This window comes from Mycobacterium sp. RTGN4 (genome assembly GCF_033804635.1).
In the GTDB taxonomy this organism is placed as follows: domain Bacteria; phylum Actinomycetota; class Actinomycetes; order Mycobacteriales; family Mycobacteriaceae; genus Mycobacterium.
The window spans coordinates 688,689-709,954 of record NZ_JAPZLB010000001.1; the positions used below are offsets into that span (position 1 = coordinate 688,689).

Here is a 21,266-nt window from a genome sequence, read left to right on the forward strand (position 1 = left end):
TCACAGTTCGCCTGCTTCCACGGCCTCTCGGGTGTGCTGGGCAGTGGCGATCTGGCGGGCCGAGAATCCGATCCAGAAGGCCGCGACTCCGACGATGACCGCGATGCCTGCCACCCACAGCAGCGAGTAGGTATAGCCATGCCCGAGCGCGTCCAGTTGGGCCGGGGTCATGTCCTTGACGGGCCCCGTGGTGCCACCCAGGTAGAGCGTGCGTGACGTCTGCACCGCCATCACCACCACCAGTACCACCGGCCCGCCGAGGTTTTGCACCATCAGCGTGATCGCCGACACCGGTCCGATCTCCCGCGGACCCACTTCTGCGACGGCGCACAGCGGCAGGATCACCGCGGTGAGGCCGATGCCGAACCCGCCCACCACGATGGGCATGAACAAGTCAGGGAAGTACGGGATGTCGCGGGTCAACGTGGAGCCGTACAACATCGCGGCGAGCACGAAGACTCCGCCGCCGATGATGAGCCATCGCGGCGCGACGTGGGGCGCCAGTTTGGCGGCCGCGACGGTGCCGACCCCGAAGGCGATCGCGAACGGGATGAAGCAGATTCCTGCCTTCAGCGCCGAGTAACCCAGCACGTCCTGCACCAGCAGGCCGATCATGACGGTCAGGGTCAACAGCACCCCGCCCGCGAGGAACAACGTCACGAACGTCATCACCCGGTTGCGGTTGTCGAACACCGAGAACGGCACCAGCGGGTTGGCGGCGGCCCGCTCGACGAGCAGGAAGGAGATGAAGCACACCGCCGAGGCGACGGCAGCGCCGATCACCCATGGATCGACCCAGCCGCGTGGTGGTCCCTGCGTGAACACCAGCACCGCGGAGGCGCAGCCGAGCGTCGCGAGCAGCGCGCCGGTGACGTCCAGCTTGAGGCGTTCGTGATGTGTCTCTCCGATCCGCAGCACTGCGATGACGATGATCACGATGCCGATCGGCACGTTGATGAGGAACGCGAGTCGCCACGAGATCACGGTCAGCGCCCCGCCAAGCACGAGTCCCAGTACGGACCCGGCCCCCTGCATCGCCGCCGACACCGCCAATGCCTGGTTTCTGGCGTGCCCGACGGCGTACGTCGTCGCGATCAGGGCCAGCCCGGTGGGAGCGGCGACGGCCGCTCCGGTGCCCTGGACGGCACGCGCGACGACAAGCGTGATGCCGTCGTTGGCCAACCCGCATACCAGCGATGCGATGGTGAAGACGCCGACACCGGAGAGGAACGCACGCTTGTGCCCGATGGCGTCACCGACGCGTCCGCCGAGCAGCAGCAGGCCGCCGAAGGCCAGCACGTAGGCAGTGATGACCCAGCTCTTGGTGACGTCGGAGAGGTCGAGTTCGGACTGCATCCGCGGCAGCGCAACGATCACGATGGTGCCGTCGAGGGTCGCCATCAACTGCATGCCGGTGATGGCGACGATGGCAAGACCGAGCACCGACGACGACAGTGGCGCGGTCGTGCGGTCCGTCGAACCTGAAGGACCACCTGCGACAGACATTGCCCGACACCCTACCCAGCGGCGTCCCTCGCGAAACGAAAGCGGCTAGAAGCTGTCCGGGCTGGGTGTCGAGCTGAGCTCTCCGGCGTCGATCGCGTCCTTGACCTCCTGGGCCTGGGCGACCTGCGCGGCGGTGTAACCGATGAACAGCGCGACCACGCCGACGACGACCGCGACGGCGGCGACCCACAGGAGCCCGTAGGTGTAGCCCTGGTCGAGCGCATGGAGTTGAGCCGCGTCCATATAGCGCACCGGGCCGGTGGTACCGCCCTTATACAACGTGCGCGACGTGATGACGGCCTGGATGACGGCCAACACCACGGGACCGCCGAGGCTTTGCAGCATCAGTGCGATCGCCGAAACGGGGCCGATCTCGTCGATGCCAACTCCGGCGATGGCGGACACGGTCAACGGAACGACGATCATGCCGATGCCGAGGCCGCCGACCGTGATGGGAATGACCAGGTTCGGGAAGTACGGGATGTCGCCGTGGAGCGTCGACCCGTAGACCATGGCGGCAAGCACCAGCACACCGCCCGCGATCACCAGCACCCGAGGCGCGAACACCGACACCAGTTGCGACGAAAGGCCGAGGCCGATGCCGAGGGCGATGACGAAGGGAATGAAGCCGATGCCGGCCTTCAGGGCGCTGTAGTGCATGATGTCCTGCACGTAGAGCCCGATGAGCACGGTCAGCGTGAACATCACGCCGCCTGCCAGGAACACCGCCGCGAACGTGGCGACGCGGTTGCGGTCACGGAACAGGCTGAACGGCACCACCGGATTGAGCGCGGTGCGCTCGACGTAGAGGAAGGCGCAGAACAGCACTAGCGCCGCGAGCCCGGATCCGATCGTGAGCGTTGAGCCCCAACCCTTCTCGGGCCCCATCGAGAATCCGAATACCGCGGCGGTGCACGCCAGCGTGGCCAGGATCGCGCCTGCCGCGTCGAGCTTCATCCGCTCGCGGTGCGTTTCGGTCAGCGTGGTGCGGGCGAGGTAGATCATCACCAGGCCGATCGGCACGTTCACCAGGAACGCCCAACGCCAGGACACCTCGGTCAGCGCGCCGCCGACGACGAGGCCCATGACCGAGCCGATGCCCGTCATCGCAGCGAACACTGCCGTCGCGGTGTTGCGGGCCGGGCCCTTGGGGAACGTCGTGGCGATCAGCGCCAATCCGGTCGGCGATGCGATGGCGGCGCCGACGCCCTGCAGCAGCCGGGCTGTGACGAGGGTGCTCTCGTCCCACGCGATGCCGCACAGGATGGAGGCGATCGTGAACAACCCGACGCCGACGATGAAGGTGCGTTTGCGGCCGATGGTGTCGCCGAGGCGACCGCCCAGCAGCATGAGTCCGCCGAACGTCAGTACGTACGCGGTAATGACCCAGCTACGGCCTGCGTCGGAGAGGCTGAGCTCGTCCTGAATCTTAGGAAGCGCGACGATGGCGACCGTGCTGTCCATGGTGGCAAGCAGCTGCATTCCACCAATGGCGATGACCGCCGCGAGAAAGCGTCGGGAGGGCAACCACGTCGGGTACCAGCCGGTTCGCTCGGTGGCGGACTGTTCCACGTGCAGGGGAAGGGCCCCGTTGCTGGCGTTTGGAACGTCGCTGGCGTCGGCCTTGGCCGCGGCGCGCTCTGCATCACTGAGAGCCGTCATGGCTGGCTACCTTACCGGAATCTTAGGAATCCTTTAACTGGCGAAGGCCGCGACCGAGCCGATCACGATGATTGCGGGAGGTCGAATGCCCTCCGCACGGATCCGAACTGGCGCGTCGGCAAGCGTCGTGTGCACGACCCGTTGCGCGGACGTCGTGCCATGCTGAACCACCAGAACGGGCGTCTCCGCAGGTCGGCCGCCCGCCAGTAGTACCTCCGCGAACAGCTCGATCCGCTCGACGGCCATCAGCAGCACGAGCGTCCCGGTGAGCGCCGCCAGTGCATTCCAATTCACTAACGATTCCGGATGGTCGGGAGCAAGATGGCCACTGACCACCACGAACTCGTGTGTTACGCCCCGGTGGGTAACCGGAACGCCCGCCAGCGCGGGTACCGCTATGGCACTTGTCACGCCCGGCACGACGGTGACCGAAATCCCGGCCTCCGCGCACGCGAGCACCTCTTCGTAGCCGCGCGCGAAGACGAACGGGTCGCCACCTTTGAGCCGGACCACGAACTTGCCTGCCTTGGCGCGGTCGATCAGCACGTCGTTAATCGCTTCCTGCGCCATCGCCCGCCCGTAGGGGATCTTGGCCGCGTCGATCACCTCGACGTGCGGTGCGAGTTCGGCCAGCAGTTCGGGCGGCGCGAGCCGGTCGGCCACCACGACGTCGGCGTGGGCCAGCATCCTGCGACCGCGCACGGTGATGAGCTCTGGATCCCCGGGGCCGCCGCCGACCAGCGCGACTCCGAGGTACGGGGCGTCGGCGGCGGCGGTCGCGACGATGCCCTGCTGCAGGGCCTCGCGAAGTGCCGATCTGATCGCCGCGGAGCGCCGGTGCTCACCGCCTGCCAGTACGCCGACGGCCAAGCCCTCGTACTCGAACGATGCCGGGGTGACAGCGGAGCCGTCACGGGCCACATCGGCCCGCACGCAGAAGATGCGGCGTTGATCCGCTTCGGCGACGACGGCCTCGTTGACGTCGGGATCGTCGGTGGCGGCGATCACGTACCAGGCTCCGTCGAGGTCGCCTGCGCGGAAGTCGCGCAGCGTGAGGGTGATTCCCTCGAAGGCTTCGACAGCCGGGGTCGCCGCCCTGGTGATGACGTGGACGTCGGCTCCATTGGCGAGCAGCAGCGGTAGCCGCCGCTGTGCGACGGTGCCGCCTCCGACCACGACCACCTTCTTGCCGTCGAGGCGCAGGCCGACGAGGTACGCGTTCTCACTCACCGGGCGAGCTTAGATGTTGCGGCCGCGGCGGCAACGAAGCGCACCGCCGCGTCCGGATGCGCGGCGGCATGGGTGTGCAGGTAGGCCGCATGGACGCCGCGATCGACGGCCCCGTCGGCGACTGTGGTGGCCTCCGAACCCCGAAACGCCCACGCCGACTCGTACGGCCTGGTGAAAGTCACTGCGGTGCGATGGAATTCGTGCCCGCTCGCGCGGGTGCCCGCTGGGTGAAGGCTCGAGTCGACCGGTGCGACGGCGTCGCGGTAGCCCAGCGTCAGCCGCTCGGTGAAGTGCGCCGATCCCGACAGCACTCCGCACATCGGCAAGCCGTCGAGATCGTCGACCAGATACGTCAGCCCCGCGCACTCCGCATGCACCGGTGCACCCGAGCCGGCCAGGGCGTTGATCTGTTGGCGCGCAACCTGGTTCGCCGCTAGTTCGGGTCCATACTGCTCGGGAAAGCCACCGGGTAGCACCAACGCCGCGGTGGTTGCCGGCAGCGCATCGGTCAACGGGTCGAAGGGAATGACGTGAGCGCCTGCCGCCGCCAAGAGCTCGGCGTGCTCCGGATAGCCGAAGGTGAAGGCCTTCCCCGCCGCGAGCGCGACGGTGACGCCGTCGGCCACCGGATCGGCGAACGCGGGGTCCCACGGCGCGTCGTCGACGTGGGCCGTCGCGGCGTTGACGACGGCGGCCAGGTCGACGTGGCGCGCCACCAACTCGGTCATCGCTTCGACGGCCTGCTTGGCGAGCTGCCCGTGCTCGACAGCGGTCACCAGGCCGAGATGTCTTGAGGGCACGGATAGTTCGTCGGCGCGCGGAATGACGCCGAGCACGGGAACGCCAGCGTGTTCGCAGGCCTGTCGCAGTACGTCCGCATGCCGCGGCGAGCCGACCCGGTTGAGAATCACGCCGACCACGCGAACCCCTGAATCAAAGGTCGTGAAACCGTGCAACAGGGCCGCGATGCTGTGACTCTGGCCACGGGCATCGACGACGAGCACGACGGGGGCGCCCAGCAAGCCGGCGACATGGGCGGTGGAGCCACGTGCGGGTACGCCGCCGTGCGGGTCGATGCGACCGTCGAACAGTCCCATCACGCCTTCGACGACCGCCACGTCGCACGCTGCGCTGCCGTGCCGGTACAGCGGACCGATCATGCCGTCGCCGACAAGCACCGGGTCGAGGTTGCGGCCCGGTCGGCCGGCAGCCAGCGCGTGGTAGCCGGGATCGATGAAGTCCGGGCCGACTTTGAAGGGTGCGACGGAGTGGCCTGCCCGGCGCAGTGCGCCCATCAGTCCCGTCGCCACCGTCGTCTTGCCACTGCCGGATGCGGGCGCGGCGATGACGACGGCCGGAACCGTCACCACTCGATACCCCGTTGGCCCTTGCGGCCCAGGTCCATTGGATGCTTGAGCTTCGTCATCTCGGTCACCAGGTCGGCGGCGTCGAGCAGACGTTGCGGCGCGTCCCGTCCGGTGATCACCACGTGCTGGGTGCCCGGCCGCGCCATGAGGACCTCCACCACTTCCTCCACGGCAATCCAGCCCCACTTGAGTGGATAGGTGAACTCGTCGAGCACGTAGAAGTCATGGGCTTCGGCCGCCAGCCTGCGGGAAATCTCGGCCCAGCCGTCGGCGGCCGCCTCGGCGTGGTCTAGCTCCGAGCCGTCCCTGCGCGCGTTCTTTCTCAACCATGACCAGCCCGAGCCCATTTTGTGCCACTGCACCGGCCCGCCGATGCCCTGCTCGTCGTGGAGCCTGCCGAGTTCGCGAAACGCCTGCTCCTCGCCCACCTTCCACTTCGCACTCTTGACGAACTGAAAGACCGCGACGTCGAAACCCTGATTCCATGCGCGCAACGCCATGCCGAACGCGGCGGTGGACTTGCCCTTGCCCGGACCGGTGTGCACGGCGAGCAGCGGGGCGTTGCGGCGGGCTCGGGTGGTGAGTCCGTCATCCGGGATCGTCAGCGGTTGGCCCTGTGGCATCGGAGGTCCCCTACCCGTCGATCAAGCTGCGCTGGAATCGGTTTCGGACTTGACCAACCGGCTCAACGCATCGGCCCGCAGTTGCGCAAGGCGAACCGCGGGTGCACCGAGTTGGCGGGCCAGCTCGTCGGCCAACCCCAATCGGATGTAAGACGTTTCGCAATCGACGACGACCGCGGCGGCGCCTTCGGCCACCAATCGGGCCGCGGCGGCCCGGGTCCGACCAAGCGGGTCTGGTCCCCCCGTCGCCCTGCCGTCGGTCAGCACGACGACCAGGCAGCGGCGCGCGCGGTCCTTCGCCTTCTCCCGCACGACCACGTCGCGGGCGGTGAGCAGGCCCTGCGCCAACGGGGTCTTTCCGCCGGTGTCGAAGCGCGCCAACCGGCGGCTGGCGATGTGCACCGATGACGTCGGCGGCAGCACCACCTTGGCCTGCTGGCCCCGAAAGGTGATGACCGCAACCTTGTCTCGACGCTGGTAGGCATCCCTCAACAACGACAAGGTGGCCCCGCCGACCGCCGACATCCGGTCGCGCGCCGCCATCGATCCCGAGGCGTCGACGACGAAGATCACCAAGTTGCCTTCGCGCCCCTCCCGCAGCTCGCGCCGGACGTCGGGTGCCGCGACCGTCAGTCGCCCAGCCTGCCGCTGTCGACCGGCAGCCGCGAGCAGGGTGCCGAACACGTGCACGCCGTGACCCGTTGCGGAGTCGGCGGTGGCGGCGATCGGCTTGCCGGTGCGATTGCGTGCGCGCGAGCGCCTGCCTGGCGCACCCTCGCCGACTCCGGGCACGACGAGTGCCCTGGTGCGGAAGGCCGCCGAAGGAGGCGCGTTGGTCTTCGTCGGCGAAGGGGCAGTTGCGCCATTGCCACCTGGGACGGGCTGATCCGGGTTGTCGGCCACACCCCCGCCGTCGCCCCCGCCGTCCGGCGGCTCGGGCGGTTCCGGGTCGGGCGGCTGGTCGTCGTCGGCTTGAGCCAGCGCCTCGTCCAGCTGATCGGTGTCCAGGCCCGGGTCGTCGAAGGGGTCGCGACGGCGGCGGTGCGGCAACGCGAGCTGGGCGGCGACGCGGATGTCTTCCTCGGCAACAGTTTTCGCCCCCCGCCAGGCGGCGTGCGCAACGGCGGTGCGGGCCACCACCAGATCGGCCCGCATCCCGTCCACGTCAAACGCCGCGCACAGGGCGGCGATGCGGCGTAACTCGTTGTCCGGCAAGATAACGTCACCGACGAGTGCCTGCGCCGACGCGATTCGTCCGGCCAGTTCGGCGTCGTCGTCGGCGTATCGAACGGCAAAGCCGTCGGGATCGGACTCGAAGTCCATGCGGCGCCGAATGACCTCGACGCGGACGTCGACGTCACGGGAGGCAATGACGTCGACCGTCAACCCGAAGCGGTCGAGCAACTGCGGACGGAGTTCACCCTCTTCGGGGTTCATGGTGCCGATGAGCGTGAACCGCGCCTCGTGGCTGTGCGAGATGCCGTCGCGTTCGACGTGCACGCGGCCCATCGCCGCAGCATCCAGCAGCACGTCGACCAGGTGGTCGTGCAGCAGGTTCACCTCGTCGACGTAGAGCACCCCACCGTGCGCGCGCGCCAGCAGCCCCGGCGAGAACGCGTGTTCGCCGTCGCGGAGCACCCGCTGCAGATCCAACGACCCGACCACCCGGTCCTCGGTGGCCCCGATCGGCAATTCGACGAGCTTGGCGTTCGCGTCCACGGCACCCAACACAGCTGCCAGCCCGCGCACCGCCGTCGACTTCGCAGTGCCCTTCTCGCCGCGGATCAGTACGCCGCCGATTTCCGGCCGCACCGCGCACAGCACCAACGCCAGCCGCAGTTGGTCCTGCCCGACGAGCGCACTGAATGGGTAGGTCATCCGCTCACGCCAATCGGGTTGCGCAACATCGGCACGTGAGGGATCCCATCGTCGAGGAATTCATCGCCGTCTCGCACGAATCCGTGCTTGACGTACATGTCCTGAAGGTACGTCTGCGCGTTGATCCGGCACGGGTAGTCGCCGACCTCGGCCAGCGCCGCCTGCATCAGTCGGTTGGTGTGGCCCTGACCACGCTCGGTGCGCTTGGTGCACACCCGACCGATGCGAAATTCCTTCTCGCCGCCCGGATGCTCCTCCATCAACCGCAGGGTCGAGACGACCTTGCCGTCGGCGCCCTCCAGCCAGAAGTGCCGTGTCTCGGCCAGCAGGTCGCGTCCGTCAAGCTCGGGATAGGGCGTGGCCTGCTCGACCACGAACACCTCGACTCGCAACTTCAGCAGCTCGTACAGCGTCGCGGCGTCGAGATCCTTGGCCCAGCTGCGCCTCGGCACGAGCGTCACGGTGTGGGCTTCACACGGACGCGGGCAATGCGCTGGGCGCCTGGTCCAACTTGAGAATCTTGCTGCCCCAGTCCCAGATCTCTTCGAACAGCTTGGGCTCACCGGATAGCTCGGTTCCGAGCGTCGGCACCAGTTCCTTGAGCTTGGGCAGCCAGCCCTGGTAGCGATCGGTGAAGCAGCGCTCCAGCACGTCCAGCATGGCCGGGACGGCCGTGGACGCACCTGGCGAGGCCCCGAGCAGACCGGCGATGCTGCCGTCGGCTGCGGCCAGCACCGTGGTGCCGAATTCCAGCACGCCGCCTGCGCCCTTGCGGCGGATGACCTGGACGCGCTGGCCCGCGATGTCCAGTTCCCAGTCCGAATCCCTTGCGCTGGGGGCAAATTCGCGCAGTGCCTCGACGCGATCGCGTTCGCTGAGCAGCAGCTGGCTGACGAGATAGTTGACCAGGCTCATCTCGGTGAGCCCGACGCCGAGCATCGAGCCCAGATTGTTGGGCTTCACCGAGAACGGCAGATCGGTCACCTTGCCCTGCTTGAGGAACTTCGGCGACCAACCCGCGAAGGGCCCGAACAACAGGTACGACCGGCCGTTGATCACGCGAGCGTCCAAGTGCGGCACGGACATCGGCGGCGCACCCAACGGCGGAGCGCCGTACACCTTCGCCTGATGCGCCGCGGCCAGCTCGGGGTTCCCAGTACGCAACCACTGGCCACCGACGGGGAAGCCGCCGAAGCCCTTGGCTTCCTTGATGCCCGACTTCTGCAGCAGCGGAAGCGCGCCACCGCCTGCCCCTACGAACACGAACTTCGCGTTGAGCTTGCGCTTGGTGCCGGTGCGCCGGTTGGTGACCTTCAACGTCCAACTGCCGTCGGACTGCTGACTGAGGTCGCGGACCTCGTGCCCGAACAGCGTCGTCATTCCGCCCTGCGCGGCGTAGCCGATCAACTGGCGCGACAGCGACCCGAAGTCGACGTCGGTGCCGTCCTGCGTCCAGTTCAGCGCCACTGGCTCCGAGAAGTCGCGCTTGGCGGCCATCAGCGGCAGCCTGCGGGCGAACTCGTCCTTGTCGGTGATGAGTTCCATGGACGCGAACAGTGGGTTCTGGATCATGGTCTCGTGCCGGCACTTGAGGTAATCGATGTGCTCGGCCCCGTGCACGAAGCTCACGTGCGGAACCGGATTGAGGAAGCTGCGCACGTCGGGGAGCACGCCGCCCTCGACGGCCGATGCCCAGAACTGGCGCGACACCTGGAACTGCTCGTTGACGTGTATCGCTTTGCTGATGTCGACGGTGCCGTCGGAACGCTGCGGCGTGTAGTTCAGCTCGCACAGCGCCGAATGGCCGGTGCCCGCGTTGTTCCACGGATCGCTGCTCTCGGCGGCCGCGCCGTCGAGGCGCTCGATCAAGGTGATGGACCAATCCGGCTCCACCAGTCGCAGTAGCGCGGTCAGGGTCGCGCTCATGATCCCCGCGCCTATCAGCACGACGTCAGTGCTTGTGGTCTTGGCTACCTTTGGCTCAGACACCTGAAATCCTTGGCCCTTCGCGCTCGCACGTCCGCAGCTCGCGGACTTCCGGGTTAACAGGTTATCGCGACGCTCCATGGACACGTATCCCACTACTGCCTGCACCGCCCCGGGTTCGCAAGCCGACGAGGTTAAGGTAGCCACGTGAGCGACAGGGAGCCCGGGTGGGAGCCCGACGTGTTGCCCGGTTACTGGCAGCGCACCTTCTCGCTGGGCCTTGACCCTGACGGCGAGGGGGAACTATTCGCGACGTTGGTGCGGCGCGGGGAGGCCACCACGGCGCGGCACGCCGTAGTGGCGCTGCACGGGTACACCGACTATTTCTTCAACACCGAACTGGCAGAACACTTCAGCGCTCGAGGGTTCGTGTTCTACGCGCTCGATCTGCACAAGTGCGGCCGCTCCTGGCGGGACGGTCAGACCCCCCACTTCACCACCAACCTGGCGAGCTACGACGCCGAGTTGGAACGGGCGCTGGCTACCGTCGCCGCCGACACCGGCGGTGCCAAGGTGTGCATATTTGGCCACTCGGCGGGTGGGCTGATCGCCCCGTTGTGGCTGGATCGGGTGCGCCGCCGGGCCGGCCTCGACGTGCTGAACATCACTGGGCTGGTGCTCAACAGCCCCTTCTTCGACCTACAGGGGCCGGCGGTGCTGCGGGCCGCCCCGACGTCGGCCGCACTGCTCGCCCTCGGTCGGTGGCGAAAGCTCAAGGTGATCCGCAAGCCGACCGAGGGCGGCTACGGGACCACGCTGCACCGCGACTACGCGGGCGACTTCGACTACAACCTCGATTGGAAGCCCCTTGGCGGGTTCCCCGTCACGTTCGGTTGGATCAACGCGGTTCGCCGCGGCCAGGCCAAACTGCACCGCGGCCTCGACGTCGGCGTACCCAACCTGATCCTGCGGTCGGACCGCAGTGTGTCCGAGGGCCTAGACCCCGAAGCCATCCAGCGGGGCGACGCCGTGCTCGACGTCGCCCAGATCGCCCGGTGGGCGGGCTGCGTGGGCAACCGCACCACCGTCGTACCGATCGCGGACGCCAAGCACGACGTCTTCCTGTCCCTCCCCGAGCCCCGCGCGGCGGCCTACCGCGAACTCGAGACGTGGTTGGACACCTACCTGAGCGCCGACAACACGTCGAGCTCCACGCCAACCGGACAGGGCTGACCATGGAGCACTTCGACCTGACGATCATCGGAACCGGTTCGGGCAACAGCATCCCGGATCCGGGCGTCGACGCCAGGTACGGCACCATGCGGGTCGCGATATGCGAACAAGGCACGTTCGGTGGCACCTGCCTCAACGTCGGCTGCATTCCGACCAAGATGTTCGTCTATGCCGCGGAGATCGCCCAAAATATAAGGGAGAGCTCGCGTTACGGCATCGACTCGACCCTCGACAAGGTGCGCTGGTCCGACATCGTCGCGCGCGTTTTTGGTCGTATCGACCCGATTGCCGCAGGCGGCGAGCAGTACAAGCGCAGTCTGCCCAACGTGCGGGTGTACGGCAGCCACACCAGGTTCGGGCCGACACAGCCCGACGGGCGCTACACGCTGCGGACCGACGCAGGCGACGAGTTCACCTCCGACAAGGTGGTCATCGCGGCCGGTTCACGCATCCGCATCCCACCGGCCATCGCCGAATGTGGCGTCGAGTACTACACCAGCGACGACATCATGCGCATCCCCGAGCTCCCAGAGCATCTGGTGATCGTCGGCGGCGGCTTCGTGGCAGCGGAGTTCGCGCACGTCTTCTCCGCGCTGGGCGTCCGCATCACCATCGTGGTCCGCGGCTACGGCCTGCTCACCCACTGCGACGAGTCCATCTGCTACCCGTTCACCGACATCGCCACCGACAAGTGGGACCTGCACACCCACGAGAACGTCGTCGGAGTCCATAAGGACGGCGACAAATGCGTGCTCGAGCTCGACGATGGCAAGACCATCGAGGCCGACATGCTGCTGGTGGCTACCGGACGGATTCCGAATGGGGACCTGCTCGACGCCAAGCTGGCCGGCGTGGACGTCGACGACGAAGGGCTGGTGCTGGTCGACGAATACCAACGCACCTCGGCGCGTGGCGTCTTCGCGCTCGGCGACGTGTCGTCGGCCTATCAGCTGAAGCACGTCGCCAACCACGAGATGAAGGTGGTGCGCCACAACCTGCTGGTGGACTGGGACGACACCGGATCCATGCGCGCGTCCGACCACCGCTTCGTGCCCTCTGCGGTATTCACCCATCCGCAGCTCGCCATGGTCGGCATGACCGAGGACGAAGCGAGGGACGGTGGCTTCGACGTGGTCACCAAGGTTCAGAAATACGGTGACACCGCCTACGGATGGGCGATGGAGGACGAGCACGGCATCGTGAAGCTGATCGGCGACCGTGCCACTGGCAAGATCCTGGGCGCCCACATCATGGGACACCAGGCGTCCTCGATCATCCAACCCATTATTCAGGCGATGAGCTTCGGTCAAACCGCGAAAGAGGTTGCCGAAGACCAGTATTGGATACACCCGGCATTGCCCGAGGTCATCGAGAACGCGCTGCTGGGGCTCGTCGACTAGCGATTTGGGCGCGGAATTCCGAGCCCAACGCGGCAGAACGCGCCCAAATCACGACTGGTCCCACCGCTCCTCGACGCGGCCGAAACGCCACACCGCCAACGCGATCAACCAGACCGCGACGAAGATGCCGACGATCACGAAGCCGACCGAGCCGAGGTCGGCCGAGCCGATGACCGCCAGCGGACCGGACGTGATGCCCAGCCGGTCGACGAGCAGCCCGATCAACACGATGACGCCGATCACCAGGGCGACGAACACCGAAAGCACGGTGACGGTGAGGTTGTAGTAGACCTTGCGGATCGGCTTCAGGAACGCCCATCCGTACGCCCGCGCCATGAAGACCCCGTCGGCCGCGTCGAACAGGCTCATTCCAGCGGCGAACAGCACTGGCAGCACCAGCACGGCGTACCAGGGCAGCGTGAACGCCGCAGTGCCTGCCGCGAGCACCAGCAACGCCACCTGCGTCGCCGTATCGAAACCGAGGCCCATCAACAGCCCGACCAGGTAGAGATGCCACGGCTTGCTGACCCGGCGCATCACGCGCCCGAGCAGCCTGGCCAGAAAACCGCGACTGTTCAGCTGATGTTCGAGCTCGGCCTCGTCCAACTCACCGTTGCGCATGCCCCGGAACACCTTGGCGATGCCGACCACGGCGAACAGATTCGTCAGGCCGATCAGGATGAGAAAGGTGCCCGCCACCAGGGAGCCAATCAGCCCCAGCGTCTGCAACATCGACGAGTTCTCGTCCTGCACCGGGCCGATCAACGCCTTGACGCCAAGGGCAAGCAGGAAGGCCAGCCCGAACACGACGCTCGAATGGCCGAGCGAGAACCAGAAGCCTGCCGAGAGCGACCGCTTGCCCTCCCCGACCAGCTTGCGGGTGGTGTTGTCGATGACGGCGATGTGGTCGGCATCGAAAGCGTGCCGCACCCCCAGCAGGTAGGCCGTCACGCCAAGTCCGACGCCGAATACCCCGGTCGAGCCCAGGGTGATGTGCTGCGGTGCCACGCCGAATACCAGGACGCCCCAACCAAAGAGGTGAAGGAAGAGCACGACGCTGCCGAGTCCGGCGATCGTCATCCAGTCGGTGCGGTCGAGCCTGCCTGCGACGTCCGGCTTCTGACGGGTATCCGACGACACGACCATCGTTCGACCCTATGTGGCGCTCATTCATCTGTCTAGCTGTTCAGATGTTCATGTCGGCTACCCGGCCACCCGAGTAGGTCAGCCGTGCGCAGCGCCTATCCAATGCAGCAGGTTGTGGACGATCTCGTCCTCTAGCCGGTACGCCACCGAGCGACCGACCCGGGTGCTACTCACCCAGCCTTGCTGCCGTAACAATCGAAGCGCTTGCGAGACAGCATTTTCCGAGCGACCGACTGCGCTGGCAAGATCGCTGACACAGATACCCGGTGAGCGGTGCAGGCTCAGTAGGAGTTCCAGGCGGTGCGGGTCCGACAACAGATCGAATCGTTGTGTCCAGCCGGAGATGTCGACGTCGGCCAGCGCAGACGATGCACGTTGCACCGCCGCATGGGCCTTCGCATGATCGCCGGGTTCCGCCACTCGTCAAATCTAAACCTTCGAGGCGCCAGGTCCGGGATTTCGCTAATCCAGAAAGCCGTGCAACAGCGCCGCCGAACCCCACGCATGCGCGGCCATCACCTCGGCGGCGGTGTCGCCGTCGCCCGCCAGGATCGCGATGACGATGGCCTCGTGCTGCTCGTCGGAGTGTGCGATGTTGCGGCCGAGCAACGGGATGTGATCCAGCAGTTCGTTGAGCCGCATGCGGTTCTCCGCGACAAGCGGGACGAGCGACGGAACACCTGCCGCCTCGGCGATCGCGAGATGCAACCGCGAGTCCAGCCTGCGGTAGTCCTCCGGGGCGGCGCCGCGCACGTCGGTCAGCCTGCTCCACAGCGTCTCGCGTTCAGCGGCCGTCAACGTACGACCCGCAGCCATCCGCGCTGCGCCCACTTCGAGGATCTCCCGCAACCGCAGCGCATCGTCGATGTCGTTGCGGCTGAACCGGATTCCGTCGGCGCTCGGCGCGGGCAACTCGTCGGCCAGAAAAGTGCCGCCGTAGCGGCCACGCCGCGATACCAGAAAGCCCGCCTCGGCCAACGACTTGATGGCCTCGCGGACGGTGTCACGACTGACGCCGAGCCGGGTGGCGAGTTCGCGCTCGGGTGGCAACGACTCACCGGGCGCGAGCACGCCGAGCCTGATGGTCTCCAACAGCCTGCCGACGGTGTCCTCGAAGGCATTGCCGAGCCGCACCGGACGCAGTAGTGCCTCGCTGGCGGGCTGCGGATCCGGTTCGGCTGTCATGAGCGTTCGCGCTGACTCACAGCGGAGTCACGTAGTGGCCGGTGATGCCACCGTCGACCAAGAACGTCGACCCGGTGATGAACGAGGAGTCGTCGCTGGCCAGGAATGCGACCGCAGCGGCGAGCTCGCTGGGCTCGGCAAACCGGCCCATCGGCACGTGTACCAACCGGCGTGCCGCGCGTTCGGGATCCTTGGCGAACAACTCCTGCAGCAGCGGCGTGTTCACCGGCCCGGGGCAGAGCGCATTGACGCGGATGCCCTGGCGCGCGTATTGAATGCCCAGCTCTCGGGACATCGCGAGCACGCCACCCTTCGAGGCGGTGTAGGAGATCTGCGACGTGGCCGACCCGTTGACCGCGACGAACGATGCGGTGTTGATGATGGACCCCTTCTGCGCGGGCACCATGTGGCGCAGCGCGGCCTTGCAGCAGAAGAACACCGACTTGAGGTTGATGTCCTGCACGCGGTCCCATGCGTCGATGCCGGTCACGTCGATCAGGTCGTCCTCGGGAGGGCTGATGCCTGCGTTGTTGAACGCGATGTCGACACCGCCGTGCACTTCGACGGCGGTGTCGAACAGTCGGTCGACCGCGACCTGATCCGAGACGTCGACCTGTACGAAAGTGACGTTGAGGTCGTCGGCGACGGTCTTGCCGGCGGAGGGGTCGACGTCACCGATGACGACGATGGCGCCTTCGGCTCGCATGCGCTTGACGGTGGCGAGTCCGATGCCGCTCGCACCACCGGTGACGACGGCGACCTTGTCCTTCAGTCGCTGGGTCAGGTCCATCTAGAGTTCTCCAATCGCAAAGAAGACGTTCTTGGTTTCGGTGAAGTGCAGCGGCGCATCCGGCCCGAGCTCGCGGCCGAGGCCTGACTGTTTGAAGCCGCCGAACGGGGTGTTGTAGCGCACCGACGAGTGCGAGTTCACCGACAGGTTGCCAGATTCGATGGCACGGGATACCCGCAGCGCCCTGGACAGGTTGTCAGTCCAGATCGACCCGGACAACCCGTACGGCGAGTCATTGGCCAAGGCGATGCCGTCGGCCTCGTCCTCGAACGGCAGCACCGTCACCACCGGTCCGAAGATCTCCTCGGTAACCGAGCGGTCGTTGCGCTGCGGCGTCAGAACCGTTGGGGGGAACCAGTATCCGGGGCCGCTCGGCGCGGACCCGCGGAAAGCCACGGGGGCGTCGTCGGGCACGTAGGACGACACGGTGTCGAAGTGCGGCTTGGACACCAGCGGCCCCATCTCGGAGTCACGTGACGTCGGATCGCCGACGACGACACCCTTCACTGCAGGTTCGAGCAGCTCCATGAACTTGTCGTAGACGTTGCGCTGCACCAGAATTCGACTACGCGCACAACAATCCTGCCCGGCGTTGTCGAATACGCCGTAGGGCGCCGTGGCAGCCGCCTTCTCCAGGTCGCAGTCGTCGAAGACGATGTTGGCGCTCTTGCCGCCGAGTTCCAGCGTCACGCGCTTCACCTGAGCCGCCGCGCCTGCCATCACCTTGATGCCCACTTCGGTCGACCCGGTGAAGACGATCTTGCGCACGTCGGGATGACTGATGAAGCGCTCCCCCACCACCGAACCCTTGCCGGGTAGCACCTGAAACAGTCCGTCGGGCAGTCCGGCGTCCCTCCCGAGTTCGGCCAGGCGCATGGTGGTCAACGGCGTGATCTCGGCAGGTTTGACGAGCACCGCGTTGCCTGCGGCCAGCGCGGGCACGAAGCCCCACGACGCGATCGTCATCGGGAAGTTCCACGGCGCGATGACCGCGACGACGCCGAGCGGCTCGTTGAACGTGACGTCGAGTCCACCCGCGACGGGAATCTGCTTGCCGGACATGCGCTCTGGGCTGGCCGAGTAGAACTGCAGCACGTCGCGCACGTGACGCGCCTCCCACTCAGCTTGGGAGATCACGTGCCCGGAGTTGGCCACCTCCAGCGCCGCCAACTCGTCGACGTGCGCATCCACCTGAGCGGCGAACGCGCGCAACGCACCAGCCCGGTCTGCGGGAGCCAGCTTGGCCCACTGCTTCTGCGCGGACTGCGCGCGTGCGACCGCGTCGTCGACGGCGCCGACGTCGAGTAGTTCGACGGTGCGCAGCACCTCCTCGGTCGCTGGATTGATCAGCGTTGACGCAGTCAAGCTCTTGTCCTTTCCGTTGCATATACGCCCGCCGCCTCGACCACAGCGGCGAACAGACGAAGGTCGTCGAGTCGTTCCTCTGGATGCCACTGCACGGCGAGTACGAAGTCCCGGCCGGGCAACTCAACCGCTTCGATCACGCCGTCGACACCGTCTTGCGCGGACGCGATCAACCCCTCGCCGAGCCGATCGATCGCCTGGTGGTGGTAGCACTGCGCGTCCGACGAATCGCCGATCAGCGCGGCCAGCCTGGTACCGGGCACCGTGCGTACCGACGAGGTGGTGAACACCGCATTGCCTGCCTGGTGCCTGGTATGGCCGACCACGTCGGGAAGGTGCTGGTGCAGCGTGCCGCCCAGTGCGACGTTCAACACCTGGGCACCTCGGCAAATGCCGAGTATGGGCAGCCGACGCGCCAAAGCACCTCGAAGTAAAGCGAATTCGAATGCGTCGCGATCGCGGGCGGGCTCATCAGTGGTCGGGTGAGCGTGCTGTCCGTAAGCCGCCGGGTCGACGTCGCGGCCTCCCGTGATGATGAGCCCGTCAAGGCCGTCGAGCACACGAGCCGCGATGTCGTCGTCGACCGGCTGAGGTGGCAACAGCGTGGCAATGCCTCCGGCCATGGTGACACCGTCGACGTAGATGGCGGGCAGGAAACTGGCCCGCACGTCCCACACGCCGGTCTGGGCCTGTTGGAGGTAGGTGGTCAGCCCCAGCACGGGGCGTACGACAGGAGACTTAGAGCCGTTCGAAACCACGACGCCGCTCCCAATCGGTGATGGAGGAATTGAAGGACTTGAGCTCGACGCGGGCATTGTTGAGGTAGTGCTCGACGACCTCGTCGCCGAAGGCCTCACGTGCCACCGTCGACTTCTCGAACAACGCGGCCGCCTCGGCAAGCGTCGTCGGAAGACGTTCGGCACCACTGGTGTACGCGTTGCCTGCGCATGCCTCGGGCAACTCGAGCTCCTGCTCGATGCCGTGCAGGCCGCCTGCGATCAATGCCGATACCGCCAGGAACTGGTTGACGTCGCCGCCCGGCGTACGACACTCCATCCGCATGCCATGCCCGTGGCCGACCACGCGCAATGCACACGTGCGGTTGTCCAAGCCCCATGCGACGGCGGTCGGCGCGAAACTGCCGTCGACGAAGCGCTTGTAGGAGTTGATGTTCGGTGCGTAGAAGAGCGTCAGCTCGCGCAGGGTGGCGAGCTGGCCTGCCACGAAGCTGCGGAACATCGCCGACATCCCGAGCGGATCCTTCGGGTCGGCGAATACCGCCGTGCCGTCGGTCCCACGGAACGAGATGTGGATGTGGCAGCTATTGCCTTCGCGCTCATCGAATTTCGCCATGAAGGTGATGCTCTTGCCGTGCTGGTCGGCGATCTCCTTGGCACCGTTCTTGTAGATGGTGTGGTTGTCGCAGGTGACCAGCGCGTCGTCGTACCGGAATCCGATCTCCTGCTGCCCGAGGTTGCACTCGCCCTTAACGCCCTCGCAGTACAGTCCCGCGCCCTCCATCCCGCGGCGGATGTCGCGCAGCAACGGCTCCATCCGGGTGGAGGCCAGCATCGCGTAGTCGATGTTGTAGTCGGTGCCCGCGTTGAGGTCCCGGTAGCCCTTTGACCAGGCCTCGCGATAGGAGTCGTCGAACACCATGAACTCCAACTCGGTGGCGGCGACGGCCACCATGCCCTTGTCCGCGAGTCGGTCGAGTTGCTTGCGCAGGATGCCGCGCGGCGCGGGCAGCACCGGGCTCCCGTCGTGCCAGCCAAGGTCGGCCATCACCATCGCCGTGCCCGGCAGCCACGGCAACAGGCGAAGCGTGGAGAAGTCGGGCGTCATCACCATGTCGCCGTAGCCGGCTTCCCAGCTGGACATCGCGTACCCGTCGACGGTGTTCATGTCGACGTCGACGGCGAGCAGGTAGTTGCAGCATTCGGCACCGTGCGCGATGACGTCGTCGACGAACAGTCGGGCCGAGATCCGTTTGCCGGTGAGCCGACCCTGCATGTCCGTGAACGCGACGATGACGGTGTCCAGCTCGCCTGCGGCGACCAATTTTTCCAACTCGGCTTGAGCCAGCAGGCCGGGTCGTGCGGGTCCCTTAGTCACGTGCTCTGCCTCTCCACCGGACGAACATGACACGAAGTCAACCATTGGAATCCTGCGACCGGGCAATCTAGCGACAGATTTACACAACCGTCACCGCCAAAGGTAGGACACAAGACCATTGCCACTCTATTGTGCCTCTCAGTGAGCGCTCTAGGTGAGCGCTGCCCCGAAAAGGAGATTGCCGTGCCAGAGGGTCACGAACTGCTCGACGACGACGAAAAGCACCTTGCATCGCTCGGCTACACCCAGGAACTCAACCGGTCCTGGTCCGGCTTCAGTAACTTCGCCATCTCGTTCTCGATCATCTCGATCCTGGCGGGCTGCTTCACCTCATTCGGCCTCGGCTGGAACAACGGCGGCCCGGCGGCGATCGCCTGGGGCTGGCCGATCATCTCGATCTTCATCCTCATCATCGGGCTGTGCATGTCCGAGCTGGTCTCGGCGTACCCGACCTCAGGCGGCATCTATTGGTGGGCGAGCAAGCTCGGCGGCGCGAAGGCCGGCTTCTACACGGGATGGCTCAATCTCATCGGACTGATCGCCATCCTCGCGTCGGTGTCCTACGGCGCCGCCACGTTCCTGGATCTCACACTCGGGACGTTCAGCGAAACGTGGTTGGCCGGCTACAGCCTGACGAGAACGTTCATCCTCTTCGTCGTCATCCTGGCGCTGTCGGCGACGATCAACATCTTCTCGTCGCACTTGTTGGCAGTCATCAACAACGTCTCGGTGTGGTGGCATGTGGCGGGCGCCGCGACCGTCATCCTGATCCTGTTCCTCGTCCCCGAGCATCACGCGAGCTTCGGCGACGTGTTCGCCAAGACCATCAACAACAGCGGCATCTTCGGCGCAGACAAGGGAGCGGGCTGGATCTTCTTCGTGCTGCCCATCTCGGCGATCCTGACTCAGTACACGATCACCGGCTACGACGCGTCGGCGCACCTGTCCGAGGAGACCAAGAGCGCGGCCGACGGTGCGGCCAAGGGCATTTGGCGGTCGATCTTCTACTCGGCCATCGGCGGCTGGATCCTGCTGCTGGCGTTCCTGTTCGCGGTGCAGGACTCCGACGCGGTGTCAAAGGGCGGCGGTGCCGTCGCGGTGATCTTCGCGCAAGCGATGGACTCCAAGTGGGTCGGCATCGTACTGCTGATCTCGACCGCGGGTCAGCTGTTCTGCACCACGGCCTGCCAGACGAGCGCGTCCCGGATGTTGTTCGCGTTCAGCCGCGACCGGGCCGTGCCCGGCCACCAGCTGTGGTCCAAGGTGAGCAAGAACAAGATCCCCGCCAACGCCGTCGTCGTCACCGCGACGCTCGCGGCGCTCATCACGTTGCCCGCCCTTGTCAAGGTCGACATCGGCGGCGCTCCCGTTCCGATCGCGTTCTTCGCGGTGGTGTCCATCGGCGTGGTCGGGCTGTACCTGTGCTTCGCGGTACCGATCTACTACCGCTGGAAGGCCGGCGACTCGTTCCCCGTCGGCAAGTGGAATCTGCGTGGACACCACAAGTGGATGGCCCCGCTCGCCCTGATCGAGATCGTCGTCACGTCGATCATCGCAATGTTCCCGACTGCGCTCGGCGGCACGCCCTTGTGGCTGCGCAGCATCATCGGGGCGTCGGACCCCGAGACTGCCTTCGAGTGGAAGTACGTGAACTACACGCCGTTGCTAGTCGGCACGGTGCTGATCCTGCTCTACATCTACTGGCACGTTTCGGTGAAGAAGTGGTTCACCGGTCCGATCAAGCAGGTCGAACTGACGGACTCCGGCGAGGAAGTCATCCTCGACAAGTAGGTTCTTACGCCCCAGTCCCCCGGGCCCCTCGCGCCTCACGGCCGAGGGG

At 66.5% G+C, this 21,266-nt stretch carries 18 protein-coding genes; 3 read left to right on the plus strand and 15 right to left on the minus strand.

Features of this window, described 5'->3' with window-relative positions; translation table 11 throughout:
• Genes SLQ30_RS03385 through mqo form a run of 8 tightly spaced genes read right to left on the minus strand, consistent with a single transcriptional unit; the run spans nucleotide 1 to nucleotide 10,255 of the window.
• Nucleotides 1-1,506 (minus strand): MFS transporter, encoded by a 1,506-nt coding sequence (locus SLQ30_RS03385; RefSeq protein ID WP_319445412.1) that lies wholly within the window; start codon nucleotides 1,504-1,506, stop codon nucleotides 1-3.
• Nucleotides 1,507-1,551: 45 nt separating this feature from the next.
• Entirely contained in the window at nucleotides 1,552-3,168 is a 1,617-nt protein-coding gene (locus tag SLQ30_RS03390; protein WP_319445413.1) for an MFS transporter, read from the minus strand.
• Between the two features lie 33 nt (nucleotides 3,169-3,201).
• Nucleotides 3,202-4,398 (minus strand): uroporphyrinogen-III C-methyltransferase, encoded by a 1,197-nt coding sequence (cobA, locus tag SLQ30_RS03395; protein WP_319445414.1) that lies wholly within the window; start codon nucleotides 4,396-4,398, stop codon nucleotides 3,202-3,204.
• Nucleotides 4,395-5,765, minus strand: coding sequence for a cobyrinate a,c-diamide synthase (locus tag SLQ30_RS03400; protein ID WP_319445415.1), 1,371 nt, complete (start codon nucleotides 5,763-5,765; stop codon nucleotides 4,395-4,397). The genes cobA and SLQ30_RS03400 overlap by 4 nt, the downstream gene beginning before the upstream one ends.
• Complete coding sequence (cobO, locus tag SLQ30_RS03405) at nucleotides 5,762-6,388, minus strand: cob(I)yrinic acid a,c-diamide adenosyltransferase (RefSeq protein WP_319445416.1); 627 nt, start codon at nucleotides 6,386-6,388, stop codon at nucleotides 5,762-5,764. The genes SLQ30_RS03400 and cobO overlap by 4 nt, the downstream gene beginning before the upstream one ends.
• 21 nt (nucleotides 6,389-6,409) lie before the next feature.
• Nucleotides 6,410-8,266: a magnesium chelatase subunit D family protein gene (locus SLQ30_RS03410; protein WP_319445417.1), complete on the minus strand. Its 1,857-nt coding sequence runs from the start codon at nucleotides 8,264-8,266 to the stop codon at nucleotides 6,410-6,412.
• Nucleotides 8,263-8,727: a GNAT family N-acetyltransferase gene (locus tag SLQ30_RS03415; protein WP_319445418.1), complete on the minus strand. Its 465-nt coding sequence runs from the start codon at nucleotides 8,725-8,727 to the stop codon at nucleotides 8,263-8,265. The genes SLQ30_RS03410 and SLQ30_RS03415 overlap by 4 nt, the downstream gene beginning before the upstream one ends.
• 10 nt (nucleotides 8,728-8,737) lie before the next feature.
• Nucleotides 8,738-10,255, minus strand: coding sequence for a malate dehydrogenase (quinone) (gene mqo, locus SLQ30_RS03420; RefSeq protein ID WP_319445419.1), 1,518 nt, complete (start codon nucleotides 10,253-10,255; stop codon nucleotides 8,738-8,740).
• Nucleotides 10,256-10,399: 144 nt separating this feature from the next.
• Between mqo and SLQ30_RS03425 the strand changes: the two genes are divergently transcribed.
• Together SLQ30_RS03425 and mtr are read left to right on the plus strand one after the other, a co-directional pair.
• Nucleotides 10,400-11,425: an alpha/beta hydrolase gene (locus SLQ30_RS03425; protein ID WP_319445420.1), complete on the plus strand. Its 1,026-nt coding sequence runs from the start codon at nucleotides 10,400-10,402 to the stop codon at nucleotides 11,423-11,425.
• A gap of 2 nt (nucleotides 11,426-11,427) precedes the next feature.
• Nucleotides 11,428-12,825: a mycothione reductase gene (mtr, locus tag SLQ30_RS03430; RefSeq protein WP_319445421.1), complete on the plus strand. Its 1,398-nt coding sequence runs from the start codon at nucleotides 11,428-11,430 to the stop codon at nucleotides 12,823-12,825.
• Nucleotides 12,826-12,873: 48 nt separating this feature from the next.
• On the opposite strand, the gene SLQ30_RS03435 is transcribed toward mtr, so the two are convergent.
• The 7 genes from SLQ30_RS03435 to SLQ30_RS03465 form a co-directional block, all read right to left on the minus strand.
• Nucleotides 12,874-13,971, minus strand: a complete 1,098-nt coding sequence (locus tag SLQ30_RS03435; RefSeq protein WP_319445422.1) for a HoxN/HupN/NixA family nickel/cobalt transporter — start codon at nucleotides 13,969-13,971, stop codon at nucleotides 12,874-12,876.
• A gap of 78 nt (nucleotides 13,972-14,049) precedes the next feature.
• The gene (locus SLQ30_RS03440; protein WP_319445423.1) at nucleotides 14,050-14,391 is read right to left on the minus strand and encodes a metalloregulator ArsR/SmtB family transcription factor; all 342 of its coding nucleotides are present in this window, start codon (nucleotides 14,389-14,391) and stop codon (nucleotides 14,050-14,052) included.
• Nucleotides 14,392-14,433: 42 nt separating this feature from the next.
• Nucleotides 14,434-15,156: a FadR/GntR family transcriptional regulator gene (locus tag SLQ30_RS03445; protein ID WP_319445424.1), complete on the minus strand. Its 723-nt coding sequence runs from the start codon at nucleotides 15,154-15,156 to the stop codon at nucleotides 14,434-14,436.
• Between the two features lie 16 nt (nucleotides 15,157-15,172).
• A complete protein-coding gene (locus SLQ30_RS03450; RefSeq protein ID WP_319445425.1) occupies nucleotides 15,173-15,946 on the minus strand; it encodes a 3-oxoacyl-ACP reductase in 774 nt (257 codons plus the stop codon).
• Nucleotides 15,947-17,311, minus strand: coding sequence for an aldehyde dehydrogenase family protein (locus SLQ30_RS03455; protein ID WP_319445426.1), 1,365 nt, complete (start codon nucleotides 17,309-17,311; stop codon nucleotides 15,947-15,949).
• Nucleotides 17,308-18,126, minus strand: coding sequence for a gamma-glutamyl-gamma-aminobutyrate hydrolase family protein (locus SLQ30_RS03460; protein WP_413467903.1), 819 nt, complete (start codon nucleotides 18,124-18,126; stop codon nucleotides 17,308-17,310). The genes SLQ30_RS03455 and SLQ30_RS03460 overlap by 4 nt, the downstream gene beginning before the upstream one ends.
• A complete protein-coding gene (locus tag SLQ30_RS03465; protein ID WP_413467904.1) occupies nucleotides 18,050-19,426 on the minus strand; it encodes a glutamine synthetase family protein in 1,377 nt (458 codons plus the stop codon). Before SLQ30_RS03465 ends, SLQ30_RS03460 begins: the two co-directional genes overlap by 77 nt.
• Nucleotides 19,427-19,609: 183 nt before the next feature.
• Here SLQ30_RS03465 and SLQ30_RS03470 point away from each other — a divergent pair, with 183 nt between their 5' ends.
• Nucleotides 19,610-21,217: an amino acid permease gene (locus SLQ30_RS03470; RefSeq protein WP_319445427.1), complete on the plus strand. Its 1,608-nt coding sequence runs from the start codon at nucleotides 19,610-19,612 to the stop codon at nucleotides 21,215-21,217.
• The last annotated feature ends 49 nt before the right edge of the window (nucleotides 21,218-21,266 follow it).